Annotated in this window: 17 protein-coding genes; 14 read left to right on the plus strand and 3 right to left on the minus strand. The window is 55.4% G+C overall.

All coding sequences use genetic code 11. From position 1 onward, the window contains the following. Positions 1-186: 186 nt before the first annotated feature. Both ACM6IR_RS07075 and ACM6IR_RS07080 read right to left on the minus strand, forming a co-directional pair. A complete protein-coding gene (locus ACM6IR_RS07075) occupies positions 187-942 on the minus strand; it encodes an SDR family NAD(P)-dependent oxidoreductase (protein WP_414907032.1) in 756 nt (251 codons plus the stop codon). Between the two features lie 233 nt (positions 943-1175). Next, a complete protein-coding gene (locus tag ACM6IR_RS07080; protein WP_414907033.1) occupies positions 1176-2045 on the minus strand; it encodes a phytanoyl-CoA dioxygenase family protein in 870 nt (289 codons plus the stop codon). A gap of 411 nt (positions 2046-2456) precedes the next feature. Here ACM6IR_RS07080 and ACM6IR_RS07085 point away from each other — a divergent pair, with 411 nt between their 5' ends. From ACM6IR_RS07085 to ACM6IR_RS07140, 12 genes are all read left to right on the plus strand, one after another. Next, complete coding sequence (locus ACM6IR_RS07085; RefSeq protein ID WP_414907034.1) at positions 2457-3245, plus strand: SDR family NAD(P)-dependent oxidoreductase; 789 nt, start codon at positions 2457-2459, stop codon at positions 3243-3245. A gap of 42 nt (positions 3246-3287) precedes the next feature. Beyond that, positions 3288-4037, plus strand: a complete 750-nt coding sequence (locus tag ACM6IR_RS07090; RefSeq protein ID WP_414907035.1) for an SDR family NAD(P)-dependent oxidoreductase — start codon at positions 3288-3290, stop codon at positions 4035-4037. Between the two features lie 282 nt (positions 4038-4319). Further along, complete coding sequence (locus ACM6IR_RS07095; protein WP_414907036.1) at positions 4320-4868, plus strand: glutathione peroxidase; 549 nt, start codon at positions 4320-4322, stop codon at positions 4866-4868. Between the two features lie 138 nt (positions 4869-5006). After that, positions 5007-5825 carry an alpha/beta fold hydrolase gene (locus tag ACM6IR_RS07100; protein ID WP_414907037.1) on the plus strand — a complete coding sequence of 273 codons (819 nt, stop codon included), beginning with the start codon at positions 5007-5009 and terminating at the stop codon, positions 5823-5825. Between the two features lie 10 nt (positions 5826-5835). Continuing rightward, positions 5836-6624, plus strand: a complete 789-nt coding sequence (locus ACM6IR_RS07105; RefSeq protein WP_414907038.1) for a fumarylacetoacetate hydrolase family protein — start codon at positions 5836-5838, stop codon at positions 6622-6624. Positions 6625-6657: 33 nt separating this feature from the next. Then, a complete protein-coding gene (locus ACM6IR_RS07110; protein WP_414907039.1) occupies positions 6658-7578 on the plus strand; it encodes an acetaldehyde dehydrogenase (acetylating) in 921 nt (306 codons plus the stop codon). A 1-nt stretch (position 7579) separates the two neighbouring features. Beyond that, positions 7580-8629 (plus strand): 4-hydroxy-2-oxovalerate aldolase, encoded by a 1050-nt coding sequence (gene dmpG / locus ACM6IR_RS07115; protein WP_414907040.1) that lies wholly within the window; start codon positions 7580-7582, stop codon positions 8627-8629. Positions 8630-8847: 218 nt separating this feature from the next. Next, positions 8848-10005 carry a DUF1214 domain-containing protein gene (locus ACM6IR_RS07120; RefSeq protein ID WP_414907041.1) on the plus strand — a complete coding sequence of 386 codons (1158 nt, stop codon included), beginning with the start codon at positions 8848-8850 and terminating at the stop codon, positions 10003-10005. 3 nt (positions 10006-10008) lie between these two features. After that, on the plus strand, positions 10009-11196 hold the full coding sequence (locus ACM6IR_RS07125; protein ID WP_414907042.1) for a sulfotransferase family protein: 1188 nt from the start codon (positions 10009-10011) through the stop codon (positions 11194-11196). Positions 11197-11217: 21 nt separating this feature from the next. Then, positions 11218-12012, plus strand: a complete 795-nt coding sequence (locus ACM6IR_RS07130; RefSeq protein ID WP_414907043.1) for an SDR family oxidoreductase — start codon at positions 11218-11220, stop codon at positions 12010-12012. Positions 12013-12030: 18 nt separating this feature from the next. Continuing rightward, the gene (locus ACM6IR_RS07135) at positions 12031-12513 is read left to right on the plus strand and encodes an SRPBCC domain-containing protein (protein WP_414907044.1); all 483 of its coding nucleotides are present in this window, start codon (positions 12031-12033) and stop codon (positions 12511-12513) included. A 10-nt stretch (positions 12514-12523) separates the two neighbouring features. Beyond that, a complete protein-coding gene (locus tag ACM6IR_RS07140) occupies positions 12524-13486 on the plus strand; it encodes an acetyltransferase (RefSeq protein ID WP_414907045.1) in 963 nt (320 codons plus the stop codon). Between the two features lie 29 nt (positions 13487-13515). On the opposite strand, the gene ACM6IR_RS07145 is transcribed toward ACM6IR_RS07140, so the two are convergent. After that, on the minus strand, positions 13516-14754 hold the full coding sequence (locus ACM6IR_RS07145) for a helix-turn-helix transcriptional regulator (RefSeq protein WP_414907046.1): 1239 nt from the start codon (positions 14752-14754) through the stop codon (positions 13516-13518). Between the two features lie 290 nt (positions 14755-15044). Between ACM6IR_RS07145 and ACM6IR_RS07150 the strand changes: the two genes are divergently transcribed. Beyond that, positions 15045-15392: a VOC family protein gene (locus ACM6IR_RS07150; protein WP_414907047.1), complete on the plus strand. Its 348-nt coding sequence runs from the start codon at positions 15045-15047 to the stop codon at positions 15390-15392. 58 nt (positions 15393-15450) lie between these two features. Beyond that, positions 15451-16422, plus strand: coding sequence for a flavin reductase (locus ACM6IR_RS07155; RefSeq protein ID WP_414907048.1), 972 nt, complete (start codon positions 15451-15453; stop codon positions 16420-16422). Positions 16423-16434 lie beyond the last annotated feature (12 nt).

The following is a 16434-nucleotide window of genomic DNA, read 5'->3' on the forward strand; positions in this document are numbered from 1 at the left end:
TTTTTATTTTGTGGGGCTCGACACTTGCGCTGATGACACAACGTAAAGATTGTTTCCTGCGATCCTACCTCATCAAATCATGCAAAACCTGCGCAATACTGATCGAAATTCAGACTTACTCTGCGATGGGGAAATCGTTCATTTGGAGGCGTGATTGCGCTCTCTACCGTCGAGACGCTCGCATAGTCATATGCCTAAAGGCCTCCCCGCAGTAGCTCCCCCGTCCACAACCAGAGCGTGACCGAGCACATAGGAAGACTCATCCGATGCCAGGAAAAGGACCGCACGGGCCATCTCCACCAGATCACCTGGACGCCCGATAGGTTGCAGGCGGTCGAGTGCCTTGATGGTTTCTGCCGATAATCCGTCCGTCATACCGCTAAGCATCACCCCGGGGCAGATACAGTTCACTCTGATACCCAGCGGCGCCAATTCGATGGATGAGGCCTGGGTCATAGCGACCACTGCGGCTTTGCTTGCGCAGTACGCGGCGATTTCCGCCGAAGGTGATATGCCGCCATTTGATGCCGTATTAATAATGACGCCGTGCCCTTGAGCGCACATGATGCGAGCGGCGGCACGGATCCCATAAAACACTCCGTTTAAATTGATCCCCACAAGTTGATGATATTCTTCGTCCGAAAGATCCTTCAATAAGCCGGCAGGTCCTCGGACGCCGGCATTGTTAAACATGATATCGAGCGTTCCAAACTTTTGAACTGCAAAGTCAACAAGATTTTCGACCGCTTTAGGGTCACTGACGTCTGTCAGTACAAAATCACCGCTGACTTCTTCGGCAACAGCAAAACCCGCTTGTTTTGTGACATCCCCAATGATTACTTTCGCGCCTTCTGCCGCTAAACAGCGAGCGACCTCACGCCCAAGACCTGAAGCGCCACCTGTTATCACTGCAACACGATTTTCGAATCTTTTTGCCGTCATTAATAGGCCCCTTTGGCTATTGAAATATTATGCGCAAAGCGTTTATTACGACCCGATATTAACTTTCGCGCGTTAACTGAAAACCCACAGAGCCGCTTTATCTGCTTTCGCGACTTTTGAATATTCGACAGAGCAAACTCAGAACGTCACAGCTGCAAGCTGCAAGCTGTAACGATTAGCGGCATCACTGGCTGCGCAAATGCATGTCGACACATGCCACGCCAGATCGTGCTTCAGCGTCGGGCTGCAGAACGCATCCAACCGTAATTTTTCATATCAACACCACCCTTACCGCGAGCGCGGCTGCCGTACCACAGTTCGCGGCCCAACAGAGTGGACATTTCAGGGCCAAAACGCTCGATAAAATCGTCACCTAGATGGCTGTAATCCTCCAATGGACGATAAGCGAGCCGAGCAAACGTGCTGTGCAGCATCACTCGTTCACCCGGTAACTCACGTGAGTAATTGGAGTGCCAGACCGAACCTGACCAAAAGGCAATTGATCCTTTCGGGGCTACAATAGGAATTGCTCCTGCTTCTGCAACTACCTCCTCCGGACTCGGGTGCCGACGCAGGCGATGACTGTGAGGAATGACTTTTGTGGAACCGGCCTGTTGGTCTAGATCCTCCAAAGCCCAACAGCCGGTCATCAATGCGTTATGCTCGGGAAAGGGAGCAGGCATCCAGTCTTGATCCGCGTGCAACGCCATAGCCTTGGATCCCTGAACACGGACACTACCGCTGAGTTGGCTAATGATGGCGCCACGCCCACACATATACTCTACTATCGCCAATAATTTCGGATTGACAACTGCCTCGGCAAAAACCGGATCACGACCAAGCAACATGTCACAAGAGGCACCTTTCTCAGTGAGATTGAAATAGGTTCCTTTATCTTCGAGTGCATGACGGCGCACGGCTTCGCGCAGACGATCAATAAACTCCATGGGGGCGACATCTTTGACAACCGTGTAACCCAGCGTTTCCATCTCATGAATATTTTCACTAAGGCCCAGCGCCTCGATTCGTGGCGCCAGCTCTTCCGACAACGCATACATCGGTAGCGACTCGTGGGATTTCAAGTGCATGACATTCTGTTTCATTTCTTATTTTCCTTGTTATGAATCAACGTCAATAACCACATTAGCTGCTACCTTTGAACGAAGGCCCGAGTTCAAAAAAAGCCGCTTAAAATCATGAAAATCAATCTACTCGTGACTTTTAAAATTGAACATCGTTCATTCGGACTATATCGGCATCCTGCATATCGGAATCTCGCTTGTCTTCCTCGTCTTTGTTCGAGACTTATGATCGTGGAGTCTTCGGAGGATAATGACGAAAAGTCAGCGCAAAAACGCGCTACAACCATCCCGTTCTTTTCCAATCCTTCAGTGAGCCATGCTAGTCCACATGGACGATGACACTTTAGTCTGACGGCAGCTCAAATCGCTGCAATGACTTCAAAAGAGGCGGTTTGTCACCTTACTCGTGACCTTTTCATCAGGACAAATAAGATGCGATCTTACGAAAACTCCGTTGCCGTCGTCACGGGAGCAGCAAGCGGCATAGGCCGAAGTCTATCCATTGCACTCGCAAAGCGCGGCGCCAAGATAGTTTTAGCAGACATCAATCTCGCCGGCCTGGAGCAGGTCTACAGCGAGGTCAACGCCCTCGGCGTACAAGCGCTGGTTATAGAAACCGATGTCGCCGATGCCGCATCGGTGGAAAATTTAGCGCAACGGGCCTTCGCGCATTTCAATCGAGTGGACTTATTGATCAATAACGCCGGTGTATTGAGCAGCGGCGCCAGCTGGGAGCTTGACCTGCCAAGTTGGCAACGAGTTCTGAACATCAATCTTTGGAGCGTGATTCATGCCGTGCGCAGTTTCATGCCACGTCTGATTGAACAAGGCTCACCAGCACATATTGTGAACACTGCCTCAATGGCAGGCGTTACCAGCGGGCCCTGGGTGGCACCCTACACCGTTTCCAAACACGGCGTGGTCGCATTGAGTGAATGTCTGGCCGCAGAGATGAAAGACGCCGGACTTCCGATCAAGGTCTCAGTGGTCTGCCCAGGCCCTGTCAGCACCAACATTACACAGGATTTGACCCCTCACGATACGCCACACAGCGGTCGTTTGAATGCTCATTTACGCGACCTGATACACCAGGGGATGTCTGCGGATGAATTGGCGGAGAAAGTCCTGGCTGGAGTCGAAGCAGGTCAGCTATGGATTTTCCCCCACCCTGAAGTGCGCAGCGCAGCAGAACAGCGCCTGCATCGACTGCTGAAAAATTAACGGTGTCGTTGATAAACACCTGACCGAAAAAGGAGTGTGCGCATGAGTGTTTTCTCTGAAAAAGTTGTTGTGATTACGGGTGCAGCAACGGGTATCGGGCGTGCTACCGCAATGGCTTTCGCAAATGAAGGCACACACGTCATGCTTTCGGACATCAATGAAGCCGCTGGCGAGACCCTGGCTGCGCAGTTACGACATAACGGTGCAAGGACAAGCTTCATACGCTGCGACGTCGCCGAAGCCGCAGATTGCGAATCGTTAGTAAGCAGTACCCTGCGTGAATATGGTCGACTTGATTTTGCTTTCAACAACGCTGGCATCAGCGAAGGCCAGTTGCAGAGCCAACCTATCGCTGACTACCCCCTTGAACAATGGAAAAAAGTCATCGATATCAACCTATCGGGAGTTTTTTACTGCTTGCGTCAGGAGATTCCCGCCATGCTCGCCAACGGAGGAGGCGCTATTGTCAATACCGCCTCTGTTGCCGGACAGATTGCCTTTGCAAATGTTGCCGGATACGTTGCAAGCAAACATGCGGTAATGGGGCTAAGCAAAGCAGCCGCCGTAGAGTATGGGGCTCAGGGGATTCGCTGTAATACCATCGCTCCAGGTTTCATTGATACACAAATGCTGCCCCCTGCGGCCCATGAATGGATGCGTTCGGTAACACCAAGCGGTCGGATAGGCACAGTTGATGAAGTGGCGAAAACTGTACTGTGGCTGTGTTCGCCAAATGCTTCGTTTATCAACGGTACTTGCCTGAATATCGACGGTGGATTTCTATGCCAGTAGCGGTAATCATTCTTCAATTCCTGATGCCTTACCGTCGGTGAAGTGATTCACGTCAAGGCATTAAGAAAGTTCTTGAATAGTTCGGATCAAACAATTGATAGGCTGCCCCACACGCTAATCAGGAAAAACCAACGACCAGAGTTCGGCGCATGATATATGCGCTGCGCAACCCTCAGCATTTTAGCAAGAGACCTGTCTGGTAAAGCGTCGGCAGTCTCTGCTTTTTCGCTTTTCGCCCAGATAACCCCTGAGCCTGTCCCCCTCCCGCCGCCCGGAGTTCCGATGAATCAGATGCTGTATGAGATCCCCGTCAAAACTATCAACGGCCTAGAACAAACACTCGCCACCCACGCCGGCAAGGTGCTGCTGGTCGTGAATGTGGCATCCAAGTGCGGGCTTACCGAACAGTACGAAGGCCTCGAAAATCTGTACAGGCAAAAACGTGATCAAGGCTTGGTGATCCTCGGATTTCCTGCCAATGATTTCATGCAGCAGGAGCCGGGTACTGACGAGGAGATTGCACACTTCTGCAGCACTCACTACGACGTTCAGTTCCCGATGTTCTCGCGGATCTCAGTAGTCGGCAAAGAGAAGCACCCGCTGTACATCGAACTCACTCGCGCCCAACCTGCCGCGACCGGCGAGGGTCCGATGCGTGAGCGTTTGAATGGGTATGGCATCAAGGTCAATCCGCCGCCAGAGGTGCAGTGGAATTTCGAAAAATTTCTAGTGGGTCGCGATGGACGAGTGCTCAACCGTTTCGCTCCGGATGTTACTGTCGATGACCCTCGCCTGCTCCACGCGTTGGATGCGGCATTGGCGAATCACTGACTGAAGAGGTGGCCGCGGGTTAGTCTGAACAGACGATGCCTCGAACCGGGCGCACATTGAAGATGTCGTTGAAGGTGAACTGACCACTTGATCGTGAGTTGTCACACGCTACCAACGGACTAACCTATGGCGCCTCAGATGACCCCCATTCCATCAGCCAAACAAATACGCATACCCAGCGGTCTGGATATCCACTATCAGGACGACGGTCAGGGTGACACCTTGGTGTTCATTCACGGTAGCGGTCCGGGCGCCAGTGGCTATAGCAATTTCCAGGGCAATTACCCATGGTTTAATGAGCACGGTTATCGGACGCTGGTTCCCGACCTCCCTGGTTATGGCCTGTCGTCCAAACCCGAGGACGTTGACTATGTGCTGGACTTCTTCGTCAGTGCCCTGCATGAGTTTCTGCAGGCAATGGACGTACAGCGCTGCGTGCTGGTTGGCAATTCGCTGGGTGGCGCGATTGCACTCAAATATGCACTCGATTTTCCCGAGGAGGTCAGCAAACTGATCCTGATGGGACCGGGTGGGCTGGAGGAGCGCGAGGTGTACTTCCAGATGGAAGGCATCCAGAAAATGATGCGCGACTTCGCCGACGGGGCGCTGGACCGTGAAGGCATGCGCCGCCTGCTCTCAATTCTCGTCTATGACCCGTCGCTGATTACCGAAGCGTTGCTTGATCAGCGCGTGCCGATCTGTGCGCTTCAACCCAAGAGCGTGCTCTCGACTATGCGCGTGCCCAATTTGAGCGAGCGCCTCGCTGAAATCAGCTGCCCGGTGCTTGGCTTCTGGGGCAGCGATGACAAATTCTGCCCCGCCGAAGGAGCGCTCAAAATCCTGGCGCATTGCCAGGACGCACGCTTTGTCCTTGTCAACCGCTGCGGGCATTGGGTCATGGTCGAGCATCGCGACCTGTTCAATCGGACCTGCCTCGACTTCTTGCAAAACGGCTAAGGGATACTCCATGGACCAGCACCTCATCAGTGAATTGGGAGACGCGTTGTATGCCGCGCTCCGTGCGCGCAAGACACTCTCACCGCTGACCACGCACCACCCCGAGATCAGCATCGACGACGCCTACCACATTTCCTTGCACATGCTGCAACGTCGTATCGCTGCCGGCGAACAACTGGTCGGCAAAAAGATCGGCGTCACCAGCAAAGCCGTGCAGGACATGCTGGATGTGCATCAACCGGACTTTGGGTTTCTGACAGACGCAATGCACTACCCAAACGGAGCCTGCATCAGTCTAAGTAAATCCGGCCTGATCCAGCCGCGGGCAGAGGGCGAGATCGCCTTCATCCTCAAAGAAGACCTCCACGGCAACGTCACTCGTGAAGACATATTGGATGCCACCGAATGGGTACTTCCGTGCTTCGAAATAGTCGACTCACGGATCACCGACTGGAAAATCCGCATCCAGGACACGGTCGCAGACAACGCTTCGTGCGGTGTTTTCGTGCTCAGTGATAAGCGCACCGCACCTCGCGAATTAGATCTGGCCAGCGTCCGTCTCGACGTGTTGCGCAATGGACTCGCCGCAGGCTCTGGACTGGGTAGCGCAGTCCAGGGCCATCCCGCCGAGGCTGTGGCCTGGCTGGCCAACACCCTGGGACGCTTCGGCATTCCATTCCGTGCCGGGGAAATCATTTTGTCCGGGGCTCTCGCACCGCTGGTGCCTGCCAGCGCCGGTGACAGATTCGAGCTCACCATCGAAGGATTAGGCGCTGCCTCAGTCAGTTTCATCGACTGATGACCGCCCCCATCACGTCTCAGGAGGTGCAACATGAAAAAAATCAGATGTGCAGTGATCGGTCCAGGCAATATCGGCACCGATCTGCTCTACAAACTAAGCCGCAGCCCTGTGCTCGAACCCGTCTGGATGGTGGGTATCGATCCCACATCCGAAGGTCTGGCGCGTGCTCGCGAGATGGGCATGAAGGTCACGGACCGCGGCGTAGACGGGCTACTGCCCCATGTGATCGAGGATGGTATTCAGATCGCCTTCGATGCCACGTCAGCCTATGTGCACGCCGAGAACTCGCGAAAACTCAATGTACTTGGCGTGTTAATGATCGACCTCACCCCGGCCGCGATCGGACCGTATTGCGTGCCACCGGTCAACCTGCGCGAACAGGTCGGACAGCGGCAAATGAACGTGAACATGGTGACGTGTGGCGGTCAGGCGACGATCCCGATGGTCGCCGCGGTTTCACGGGTACAACCGGTCGCCTATGGCGAAATCGTCGCGACTGTGTCCTCTCGTTCAGTCGGCCCGGGCACCCGCAAGAATATCGATGAGTTCACCCGCACCACCGCGGGCGCCATCGAACGTGTCGGTGGCGCAAAACAAGGTAAGGCGATCATCGTCATCAACCCGGCAGAACCACCGATGATGATGCGCGACACCATCCACTGTTTGACTGAATCCGAACCTGATCAAGCGGCAATTATCGCGTCGGTGAACGCCATGATCGCCGACGTGCAAAAGTACGTGCCCGGTTACCGCCTCAAGAACGGCCCAGTATTCGATGGCAATCGCGTGTCGATTTTCATGGAGGTCGAGGGGCTGGGGGATTACCTGCCCAAGTACGCCGGAAACCTGGACATCATGACTGCCGCCGCAGCCCGAACTGCAGAGATGTTCGCAGAGGAAATCCTCAACGGTAACTTGAACCTCGAACCCCAGACCGCGCTGGAGGCCTGACATGAACCTGCAAGGCAAGAAAATCATTCTGCACGACAACACTCTGCGCGACGGCATGCACCCCAAGCGTCACCAGATCAGCCTTGAACAAATGCGTGCGGTCGCTCGCGGCCTGGACGATGCCGGCATGCCGCTGCTGGAAGTCACCCATGGCGACGGCCTGGGCGGTGCGTCGGTAAACTACGGTTTCCCGGCCCATACAGACGAGCAATACCTGAGCGCGGTGATTGGCGAACTTAAACACTCCAAAGCATCAGCCCTGCTGCTGCCGGGTATTGGTACGGTCGATCACTTGCGCATGGCCAAGGACCTGGGCGTGCATACAATCCGCATTGCCACACACTGCACCGAGGCCGACGTCTCAGAACAACACATCGCCTTGGCTCGTAAGCTGGAAATGGACACCGTGGGCTTTCTCATGATGGCGCACATGGTCTCCGGCGAGCAGTTGGTTACCCAGGCCAAGCTGATGGAGTCCTATGGCGCCAACTGCATTTACGCCACCGACTCCGCCGGCTACATGCTTCCCGGGGACGTGACCGAGCGTATTGGTGCACTGCGTGCGGCGCTTAAACCGGAAACCGAAATCGGTTTCCACGGCCACCACAACATGGCGATGGGTATTGCCAACTCCCTGGCCGCCATCGAAGCTGGCGCAGTACGTATAGACGGTTCGACCAATGGCCTGGGCGCCGGAGCGGGCAATACCCCGCTGGAGGTGTTCGTTGCCGTGTGCAATCGGATGGGCATCGAAACCGGCGTCGATCTTTACAAAATCATGGACGTTGCCGAAGACATCGTACTGCCGATGATGGACCACATGGTACGCATCGACCGCGATTCATTGACGTTGGGCTATGCCGGGGTTTATTCGTCTTTCCTGCTGTTCGCCAAGCGCGCCGAAGCCAAATACGGTGTCAGTGCCCGGGATATTCTGGTCGAGTTGGGCGCTCGCGGCATGGTAGGCGGCCAGGAAGACATGATCGAGGACACCGCCATGGACATGGCCCGCGCCCGCGACAAAGCACAAGCCATCGCCAAAAGCGCCTGACACGTCCATCCCTCCGGACTCGGCGCCCCCACGCAGGCGCTGAGTCCGTCTTTTCTCCTTTCCTGTCCCCCTTAGATGCACCCCTCCTCCCTGCCTCACACCGCTGCGAACACCACCAACCGCAATGTCACTCAGAACACTCTCCGGGTTGCCATGCGCCTGGCAGACAATCCGCGACACCCGTGCAGATAGTTAGTCCGAAAGGACGATGAGCATTGTTGACAGGTTTTCTACTCTGCGGACATACCAACCAGATCGAGGAAGCCCGCGTGGTAGACCTGACAGAGGCAAAGAGTGAAAACATTCGCACTTGGGAACTGTACTGCGACACTCTCAAGCGTGCAGGTCTGCAGCTACAACGCCAGGAGGCGCCTCAAGACGACTTTAACCAGGCAGAAGGTATGCGTTATCTGAGCCGCTTGGCGCGCATCGGTCTTGAGATGTTTGTCGAAGGCGGTGACGAGCAATTCCCGACCTTCATGGTGCCCTCCCACGAGACCGCGAAAATCGGCGCGGACAATCCGGACATGGGGTATCTGGCTGCACGCATTAATGGTCAGTACACCTATCGGGTCAGTGGACTACGTGGATCGGCCGCCTCGATCAACTTCAGCACCAAACGTGGTGGATACGACAAATCCGGCAAGCTGGAACCTGGCGGCTTCATCGACAGCAACAGTCTGACGTTCGCCCAAGACGGAAGTTTCGAACTCGTCATCAGCCAATACCCGCACCCGGGCAATTGGCTGAAAATAGCCCCCGACAGCATTCAATTGCTGATTCGCCAAGTGTTCCTTGATCGAGCCAATGAGAAACCGGCCCAACTGAAGATCGAGCGTATCGACGCCGATGGCAAACCCTTCCCGATCAACCCGGGGAAGCTGCGCAACAATCTGGTTCAAGCCGCCCGTTTTGTCGAAAACACTGCGACCACCTTCGCCAATTGGGCGCAAAGCTACGAGGGGCATATCAACCAATTGCCCCCTGCCGACCAAGCGCTCTGCCAATCGGTGGGTGGCGATCCAAACATCTTCTACTACCACTCGCGCTGGCAACTGGCTGAAGACGAAGCGCTGGTGATTCATCTCGACCGTATCCCGGACTGCGAGTACTGGAACATCCAGGTCAACAACTACTGGATGGAGTCGCTGGACTATCGCTACTTCCGAATTTCACTCAATCAACACTCCGCCAAGCCAAACCCTGACGGCAGCGTAACCCTAGTGATCGCTCATCGCGATCCGGGCACCTCAAATTGGCTGGAAACCGCAGGCCATAACGACGGCACGTTGTGCTTTCGCTGGATAGGCTCAAAAGAACAGGTTCACCCCAGAACTCACGTGGTGAAGCTCAACGAATTGCCACTAGGACTCTAGAACATGACCACTACACCCCCGCTTGACGCCGAGGCCCTGCTTGCCGAGGCGATTAATCGCAATAACGGCCTGAATGATTTCGGCGACCCGAGTTTTCGTGAAGGCCTGGACGTGCTGCTGGCCTCGATTGAAAAAGACGGCCAGCTGTCCACTATCGGCAGCCAAATGTTCGCCGAACGCTTGGTCGAAAGCCTGGGCTCGCGTCTGGTGCTGGAAAACTATGTGCAGCGACACCCTGAGATTCTGAATGAGACGATTGCAGATCCAGTGGTCATCGTCGGTCTGCCGCGCACCGGCACTACCATGCTGCATCGGGTTTTGGCCCGGGATCCGCGCTTTTACACGCCAGCCTGGTGGGAAGTCCGCTATCCGGCACCACTGGCCACTGCCGAGGCCGGCAAACCGGACCCACGGATAGCCCTGGGTAAGGCCGAGGTCAAGATGATGATCGAGGCCATGCCGGAATTGTTGACCATGCATCCATTGGATGCCGAGTTGTGCGATGAAGAAGTCGTGCTGATGGAGCACTCGTTCCTGAGTGCCATGTACGCCTATGCCAACGTCCCCGACTACACCGATTGGCTAGGTCGTCAGGATCAAACCCCAGCCTATGTGTACTTGAAAAAACAGCTGCAATTCTTGCAATGGCAAAAGCGTCAACGCGGGGAATTGGCACAACGCTGGGTCATGAAGGCACCGCACCACACCCACGCCATGGACACGCTGTTCAAGGTATTCCCGGGTGTGAAAGTCATTCAGACGCATCGTGATCCGCTCGAGACCATCCCTTCGATGAGCAGCTTCGCTTACACCATTTGGGGCGTCTACAGCGACAAGGCCGACCCGAAAAAAGCGGCAAGCATCTGGTCGGCGAAATTTGCCAAGGGTCTGCGTGATGCCCTCTCTGTGCGCGACAACCAGCCCAAGGACCGCTTTCTTGACGTGTGGTATCTGGACGCCGTCGCTCGCCCGCTGGAAGTCATCAAGCTCATCTATCCCTTCATCGGTGTCGAGCTGACGCCGGAAGTCGAGCAACTGATGCAGCAATGGTTGTCCACCAGCAGCCGGGATAAACGGGCCGCACACGAGTACTCCCTGGAGAAGATGGGGTTGACCAAGGAACAGCTCGAACATGACTTCGCCGCCTACCGCGCGCGCCACATCCTCCCGCGCCTGGAAAAGAGCGCGTAACCACCGTCAAGGACTGCCAACATGATTCTGCAGAACAAAGTCGTAGTCATTTCAGGGATAGGTCCAGGCCTTGGCATAAAACTGGCCGTCGAGGCCGCTCGAGCGGGCGCGCGCGGTGTGGTGTTGGCGGCGCGTGGCATGGCCAAACTCGATGCTGCTCAAGCCCGCATCGAAGCGTTGCAACTGTCTTGTGAAGTACTCAAAGTGCCGACCGATATTCTCGACCCCAGCCAGTGTCGCAACCTTATAGAACAGACGGTGGCACATTTCGGTCGGGTGGATTGTCTGGTCAACAGCGCCTATAACCCCGGGAATGTGATGGGTAACTTGCAAGACGGCGGCACTGAAGGCTGGCAAGAGATTTTCCAGACCAATGTCTTCGGTACGATGAACCTGGCACTGGAGGCTGCCAGGCAAATGAAACTCCAGGGTGGCGGTGCGATGGTCATGATCAACTCAATGGTGACCCGCAAACCTCTTATTGGTCAGGGTGGCTATGCCGCGTCGAAAGGCGCATTGGCTACCGCGGTGAAATACCTGGCCCAGGAATATGCGCCGTTCGGTGTGCGGGTCAACACTGCGGCCATGGGCTGGATGTGGGGCACACCGGTTGAACAGTACATGCAGCACGTCGAGCAAGAACAAGGCATCAGCGTGCAAGAGCAGATTTCGGCGGCATCGCTCAATATTCCCATGGGGCATATCCCGACCGACGATGACTGCGCCAAGGGTGCGCTATTTTTGGTATCCGATTACGCCAAGGCCGTCACTGGCGCCTGGCTCGACATCAATGGCGGCGAGTTCATGGCGCCCTGAATCACTGGAGTTGAACACATGAGTAAGGCTGAAAATATTGTCACATCCGTGGTAGTCGAGATCGACGCGCCAGCCGAACTGGTCTGGGAGATTCTGGTGGATCTTGCGCAATACCACCGATGGAACCCCTTCACTGTAGCCGTCGAGTCAAGCTTGCAACTGGGCGCCCCGGTCAATCTCTACATCCCGGACCCTGCCAAACCCGGAACGCGTTTTTGCGTGGTGGAGCACCTGGTCGCGTACGAGCCCAACCAATTGCTGTCCTGGGAGCAACGACCGACTGCGGACTCCAAGGATGCTGCCCGTCGCGACCAGTACATCGAAAGCCTGGGCGCCGAACGCTGCCGGTATTTCACCACCGACATTTTCCTGGGGCTCAATGCTGACAACATCATGCAGACCTTCGGGCCCTGGGTGAAACAGAATTTCGATGCCGTGGCCAATGGCCTGAAACAGCACGCCGAAGCATTGCATGCCGCCGGCAAGGCGGTTAACCGTTGAGGATTTTCGGATGAGTTTGATTTATGCCTTCAATGGTGATGCAGATGGGCTCTGTGCGCTCCAGCAATTGCGCCTTGCCGATCCGCAGGAAGCGCAACTGATAACGGGGGTCAAACGCGACATCAAGCTGCTGGATCGAGCCCTGGCCGGCGTCGGTGATGAGGTGGTTGCATTAGACATCTCCCTGGATACCAATCGTGCAGGTCTGACCAGACTGCTCGACAACGGTGCTCGCGTTCGGTACTTCGATCACCACTTCGCGGGTGAACAACCAGACCATGAACGTTTCACATCACACATCGACACAGCGGGCGACGTATGCACCAGCATTTTGGTCGACCGCCATCTGGAAGGCGCTTATCGCGCATGGGCCATCACGGCTGCATACGGTGACAGCCTGCCAAAGGTAGCCAACGCAATGGCGATTTCGGCCGGCTTCGACGCCACCGCTCGAGCGACCCTGGAAAAGCTGGGCATCTACCTGAACTACAACGCCTACGGTGAGAGTATCGAAGACTTGCACTTCGATCCTGCATTGCTGGCTCAAGAGATACGCCCCTATAGTGATCCACTTGAGTTCGTTCACAACTCCAAGGCATTTGCAGCATTAAGCGCCGGTTATGAGGCCGATATGGAGCAGGCCCGTCAGCTGCAGCCAGTGCGGCAGGGGCCGACGACGTCGATTGTCATGCTGCCGGACGCAGCCTGGGCTCGTCGGGCGATTGGCGTGTTGGCCAACGAGCTGATGCTGGCTCAACCTGGGCACGCCATCGCCATTCTTTCGCCAAAATCCAAAGGTGGTTTCACCGTTAGCGTCCGGGTACCCGCCAATAGCAACCTGGGCGCTGATGAGTTCTGTAGAGACTTCCCCACGGGCGGAGGTCGACGCGGGGCAGCCGGCATCAACGATTTACCACACGTTGAGTTCGATCGCTTTGCCGACCTTTTCCAAACACGCTTTACGGCCTCTTGAGAGGCCGTTTTTCTATCGACTGATCCGGCTCAATCGTTGTTGGGTGTAATACTGCCCAACAGCAGACGCACCAGCGCTGTTTGACGGGTCACCCCGGTCTTGGAAAAAATCGAGCGCAGATGCGCTCGCGCTGTGTTCTTACGAATATTGAGATCATCCGCTGCCTCTTCCAGCGTCATGCCATCAGCCAGCAACAGCGCCAGAGCCGCTTCGGCCGGGGTCAATTCGAACAGCGACTGAATCACGTCCGGCGAAGCCTGGGATTTGTGCTCTGGATCGCGTAAAAACACCATAACAGCTGGCCGATGTCGTCCTTCCGACCACTCGCTCAGAGGTACCGAACGTATCGCCACGCCATATTTGGCCAATCCCGATGGTCGAGTGATCGACATTGCTTGTGGAAGATTGGTGGCGCTTTCCAGTGCCTGCCGGATAAATTGTTGAAGAGCGCGATTTTCAGTCGAATACTTGGCCTCCAGCGTCCCGTTCGACATGTGGATACCGTCATGGGCCCGAAGAATTTCATCGGCCACTTTGTTGGTTTTCATGATGGTTCCGGTCTCATCGAACACCACGGTACCCAGCATCATGCGATCCACAGCACCGGCATACAGACGGCGTTCCGATTCAATGTGATCCAGTCGGGAGTGAAGCTCGATGGAGCGTTTCAGATGTGGCAACAGAGCCTCGCACACCGCGCGATCCCGATCGGAAAACGGCTGCGACGCATGGCTGCGACAGACACGGAACCGGCACTCGGACCCATCTTTGGTATAGAGATCGAACCCCAACAGATAACGTATATCGTAGGGCTCGACAAACTGCTTATAGAAGTCGCTGGTATGCCAATCGCCGGCACCGATCATCTCTTCCACCGTCAGTACCTTGTCTGGCGGTAAGCCTACGAAAGGATCAAGGGTAAAAGCGGTGCGGCTGGAGAATTTTCCTTGCTCCATAAAGGGACCTTTAGGCCCTGCATTGATAATCAACGCATCATTTCTTTCCGAGGCAGGACGCAAGATCAACGTCACCCAATTTGCATCCAGAAGGTCGCGCAATAAATTGAGTGAACTCGCCCAAGGCAAGGTCTCCAGGGGACCTTCATAAATTAGCGAAATTAGCTGGTTGAACTTTGCCGGGGCCATACGGCTGCGTGAAAAAACGTCAGGGCTGGCAGCCCCATCTTGTTGTTCGCTCATGTCGGCAGGTTCACAGGTGGGATGACAAACATCGCTGTGCGATACAGGTTCAGGCCAAACGAGTCTCATGCTTTTCTCCCGCTTATTTTTATTGTGGAGCTCGACACTTCCGCTGATGACGCAACGTCAAGATTATTTCTTACGATCCTACCTCATCAAATCCTACAAAGTCTGCGGAATGCTAATGGAAATTTAGGCGTCCTGGGCGGCGCGGCAATCGTTCATTTGGACGATGTCGGTGCTCATCTGCCTAAAACACTGGAAAACCGGCAAAGGACTCGCCGGCTAGTCTCATCGGACGATGAAATCCAGAGGGGGGACTCCGTAGGCTAGGGTCATCACCGCTGGAGTTAGTGCCCATGAAGCTCAATGCCCTCTTACTACCCGTCGCAAACCTGGAATCAACCTTGCGCCTGCTTCAGGACGTCCTGGGCCTGGCGCTGAAATTTCGTGATGCAGACCGCTACGCTGCGTTCGAATCAGCCCCTTTGAGTCTCACTCTTGCCAGCGACGCCGAACGTATCATTGATAAACCGGCGTTGGTCATCCAGGTCGAGCGAGATATCGAGGTTGTCGTTGATCGCCTGATTGCAGCTGACATCCTGGTCGTGCACCCGATCGAGAAAGGCCCCCATGAGTGGCGCGCCGTCCTCGAACCTCTCAATAGCGCATTTCAGTTGGTCATCACGCAAAAACTGGCCAATTGAACCGAGACCTCCTCCGCGCCCATCACTTTTGACAAAAACAAGATCCGTGAGGCCCACCATGAACGCTAAAACCCAGTTCGATCCACGCGAATTTCGCAACGCTCTAGGCACCTTCACCACCGGCGTCACCATCATTACCGCCAGCGCACCGGATGGCACCCCGGTCGGCATCACCGCCAATAGCTTCAATTCAGTCTCACTGGATCCACCGATGGTGCTGTGGAGTCTGGCCAAGAGTTCTCGCAATCTGGAGGCTTTCGAAACCAGCGAATTCTGGGCTGTGCACATTCTCTCGGCCGAACAGGAAGCCCTGTCGAACCGTTTCGCCAAAAGTGGTGAAGACAAGTTCAACGGCGTCGATATAGACCTCGGACTCGGCGGCGTGCCTCTGCTTAACGGCTGTTGCACCCGCATGCAGTGCAAGACTTCCTTTATGTATGAAGGCGGCGATCACATTATTTTCGTCGGTGAAGTGATTGAGTTCGACCACCAACCTGTTGCGCCATTGGTGTTTCAGGCAGGGAAATACGCCGTCGCCACCCGTAAAAGCGCAACCTTGTCGATGGCGCCCGGAGCCGATGTGGACTCAAGCTTCAGCGAGGACTTCATTGGCTACCTGCTCGCACGTGCACACTTCCAGTTCTACAGCCAGATCCGTCAACACGCGCTGAGTTATGGCCTGAACGACACCGAGTACTTTTTCCTGAGTGTGCTCAGCGTGAAAGACGGGCGAAGCCTGGAAAAACTCAACAGTCTGTTTTCGTACACCGGCTTCGAGGCCAACGAGCAAGTTTTGCAAGGCCTGCGCGACAAAGGCTTCGTGCGACTCGATGGCACTACCTGCTACCTCACAGAAGTAGGTCGCGACTCAACCTTGCGCATTATCGCTGCGGCCAAGGCCCTGGAGGCGGACGTACTCGACCGCTTCGGTTATTGGGAATCCGTCTCCCTGAAAAACCTGCTCAAACAGCTGATTATTCAAACCGATCCTGGCCTTGCCCACCCTTGGGATGACAGCACCGAAGCCTGATAACTTGAAGAA

Source organism: Pseudomonas sp. IT-P253, from assembly GCF_949768125.1.
In the GTDB taxonomy this organism is placed as follows: Bacteria; Pseudomonadota; Gammaproteobacteria; order Pseudomonadales; family Pseudomonadaceae; genus Aquipseudomonas.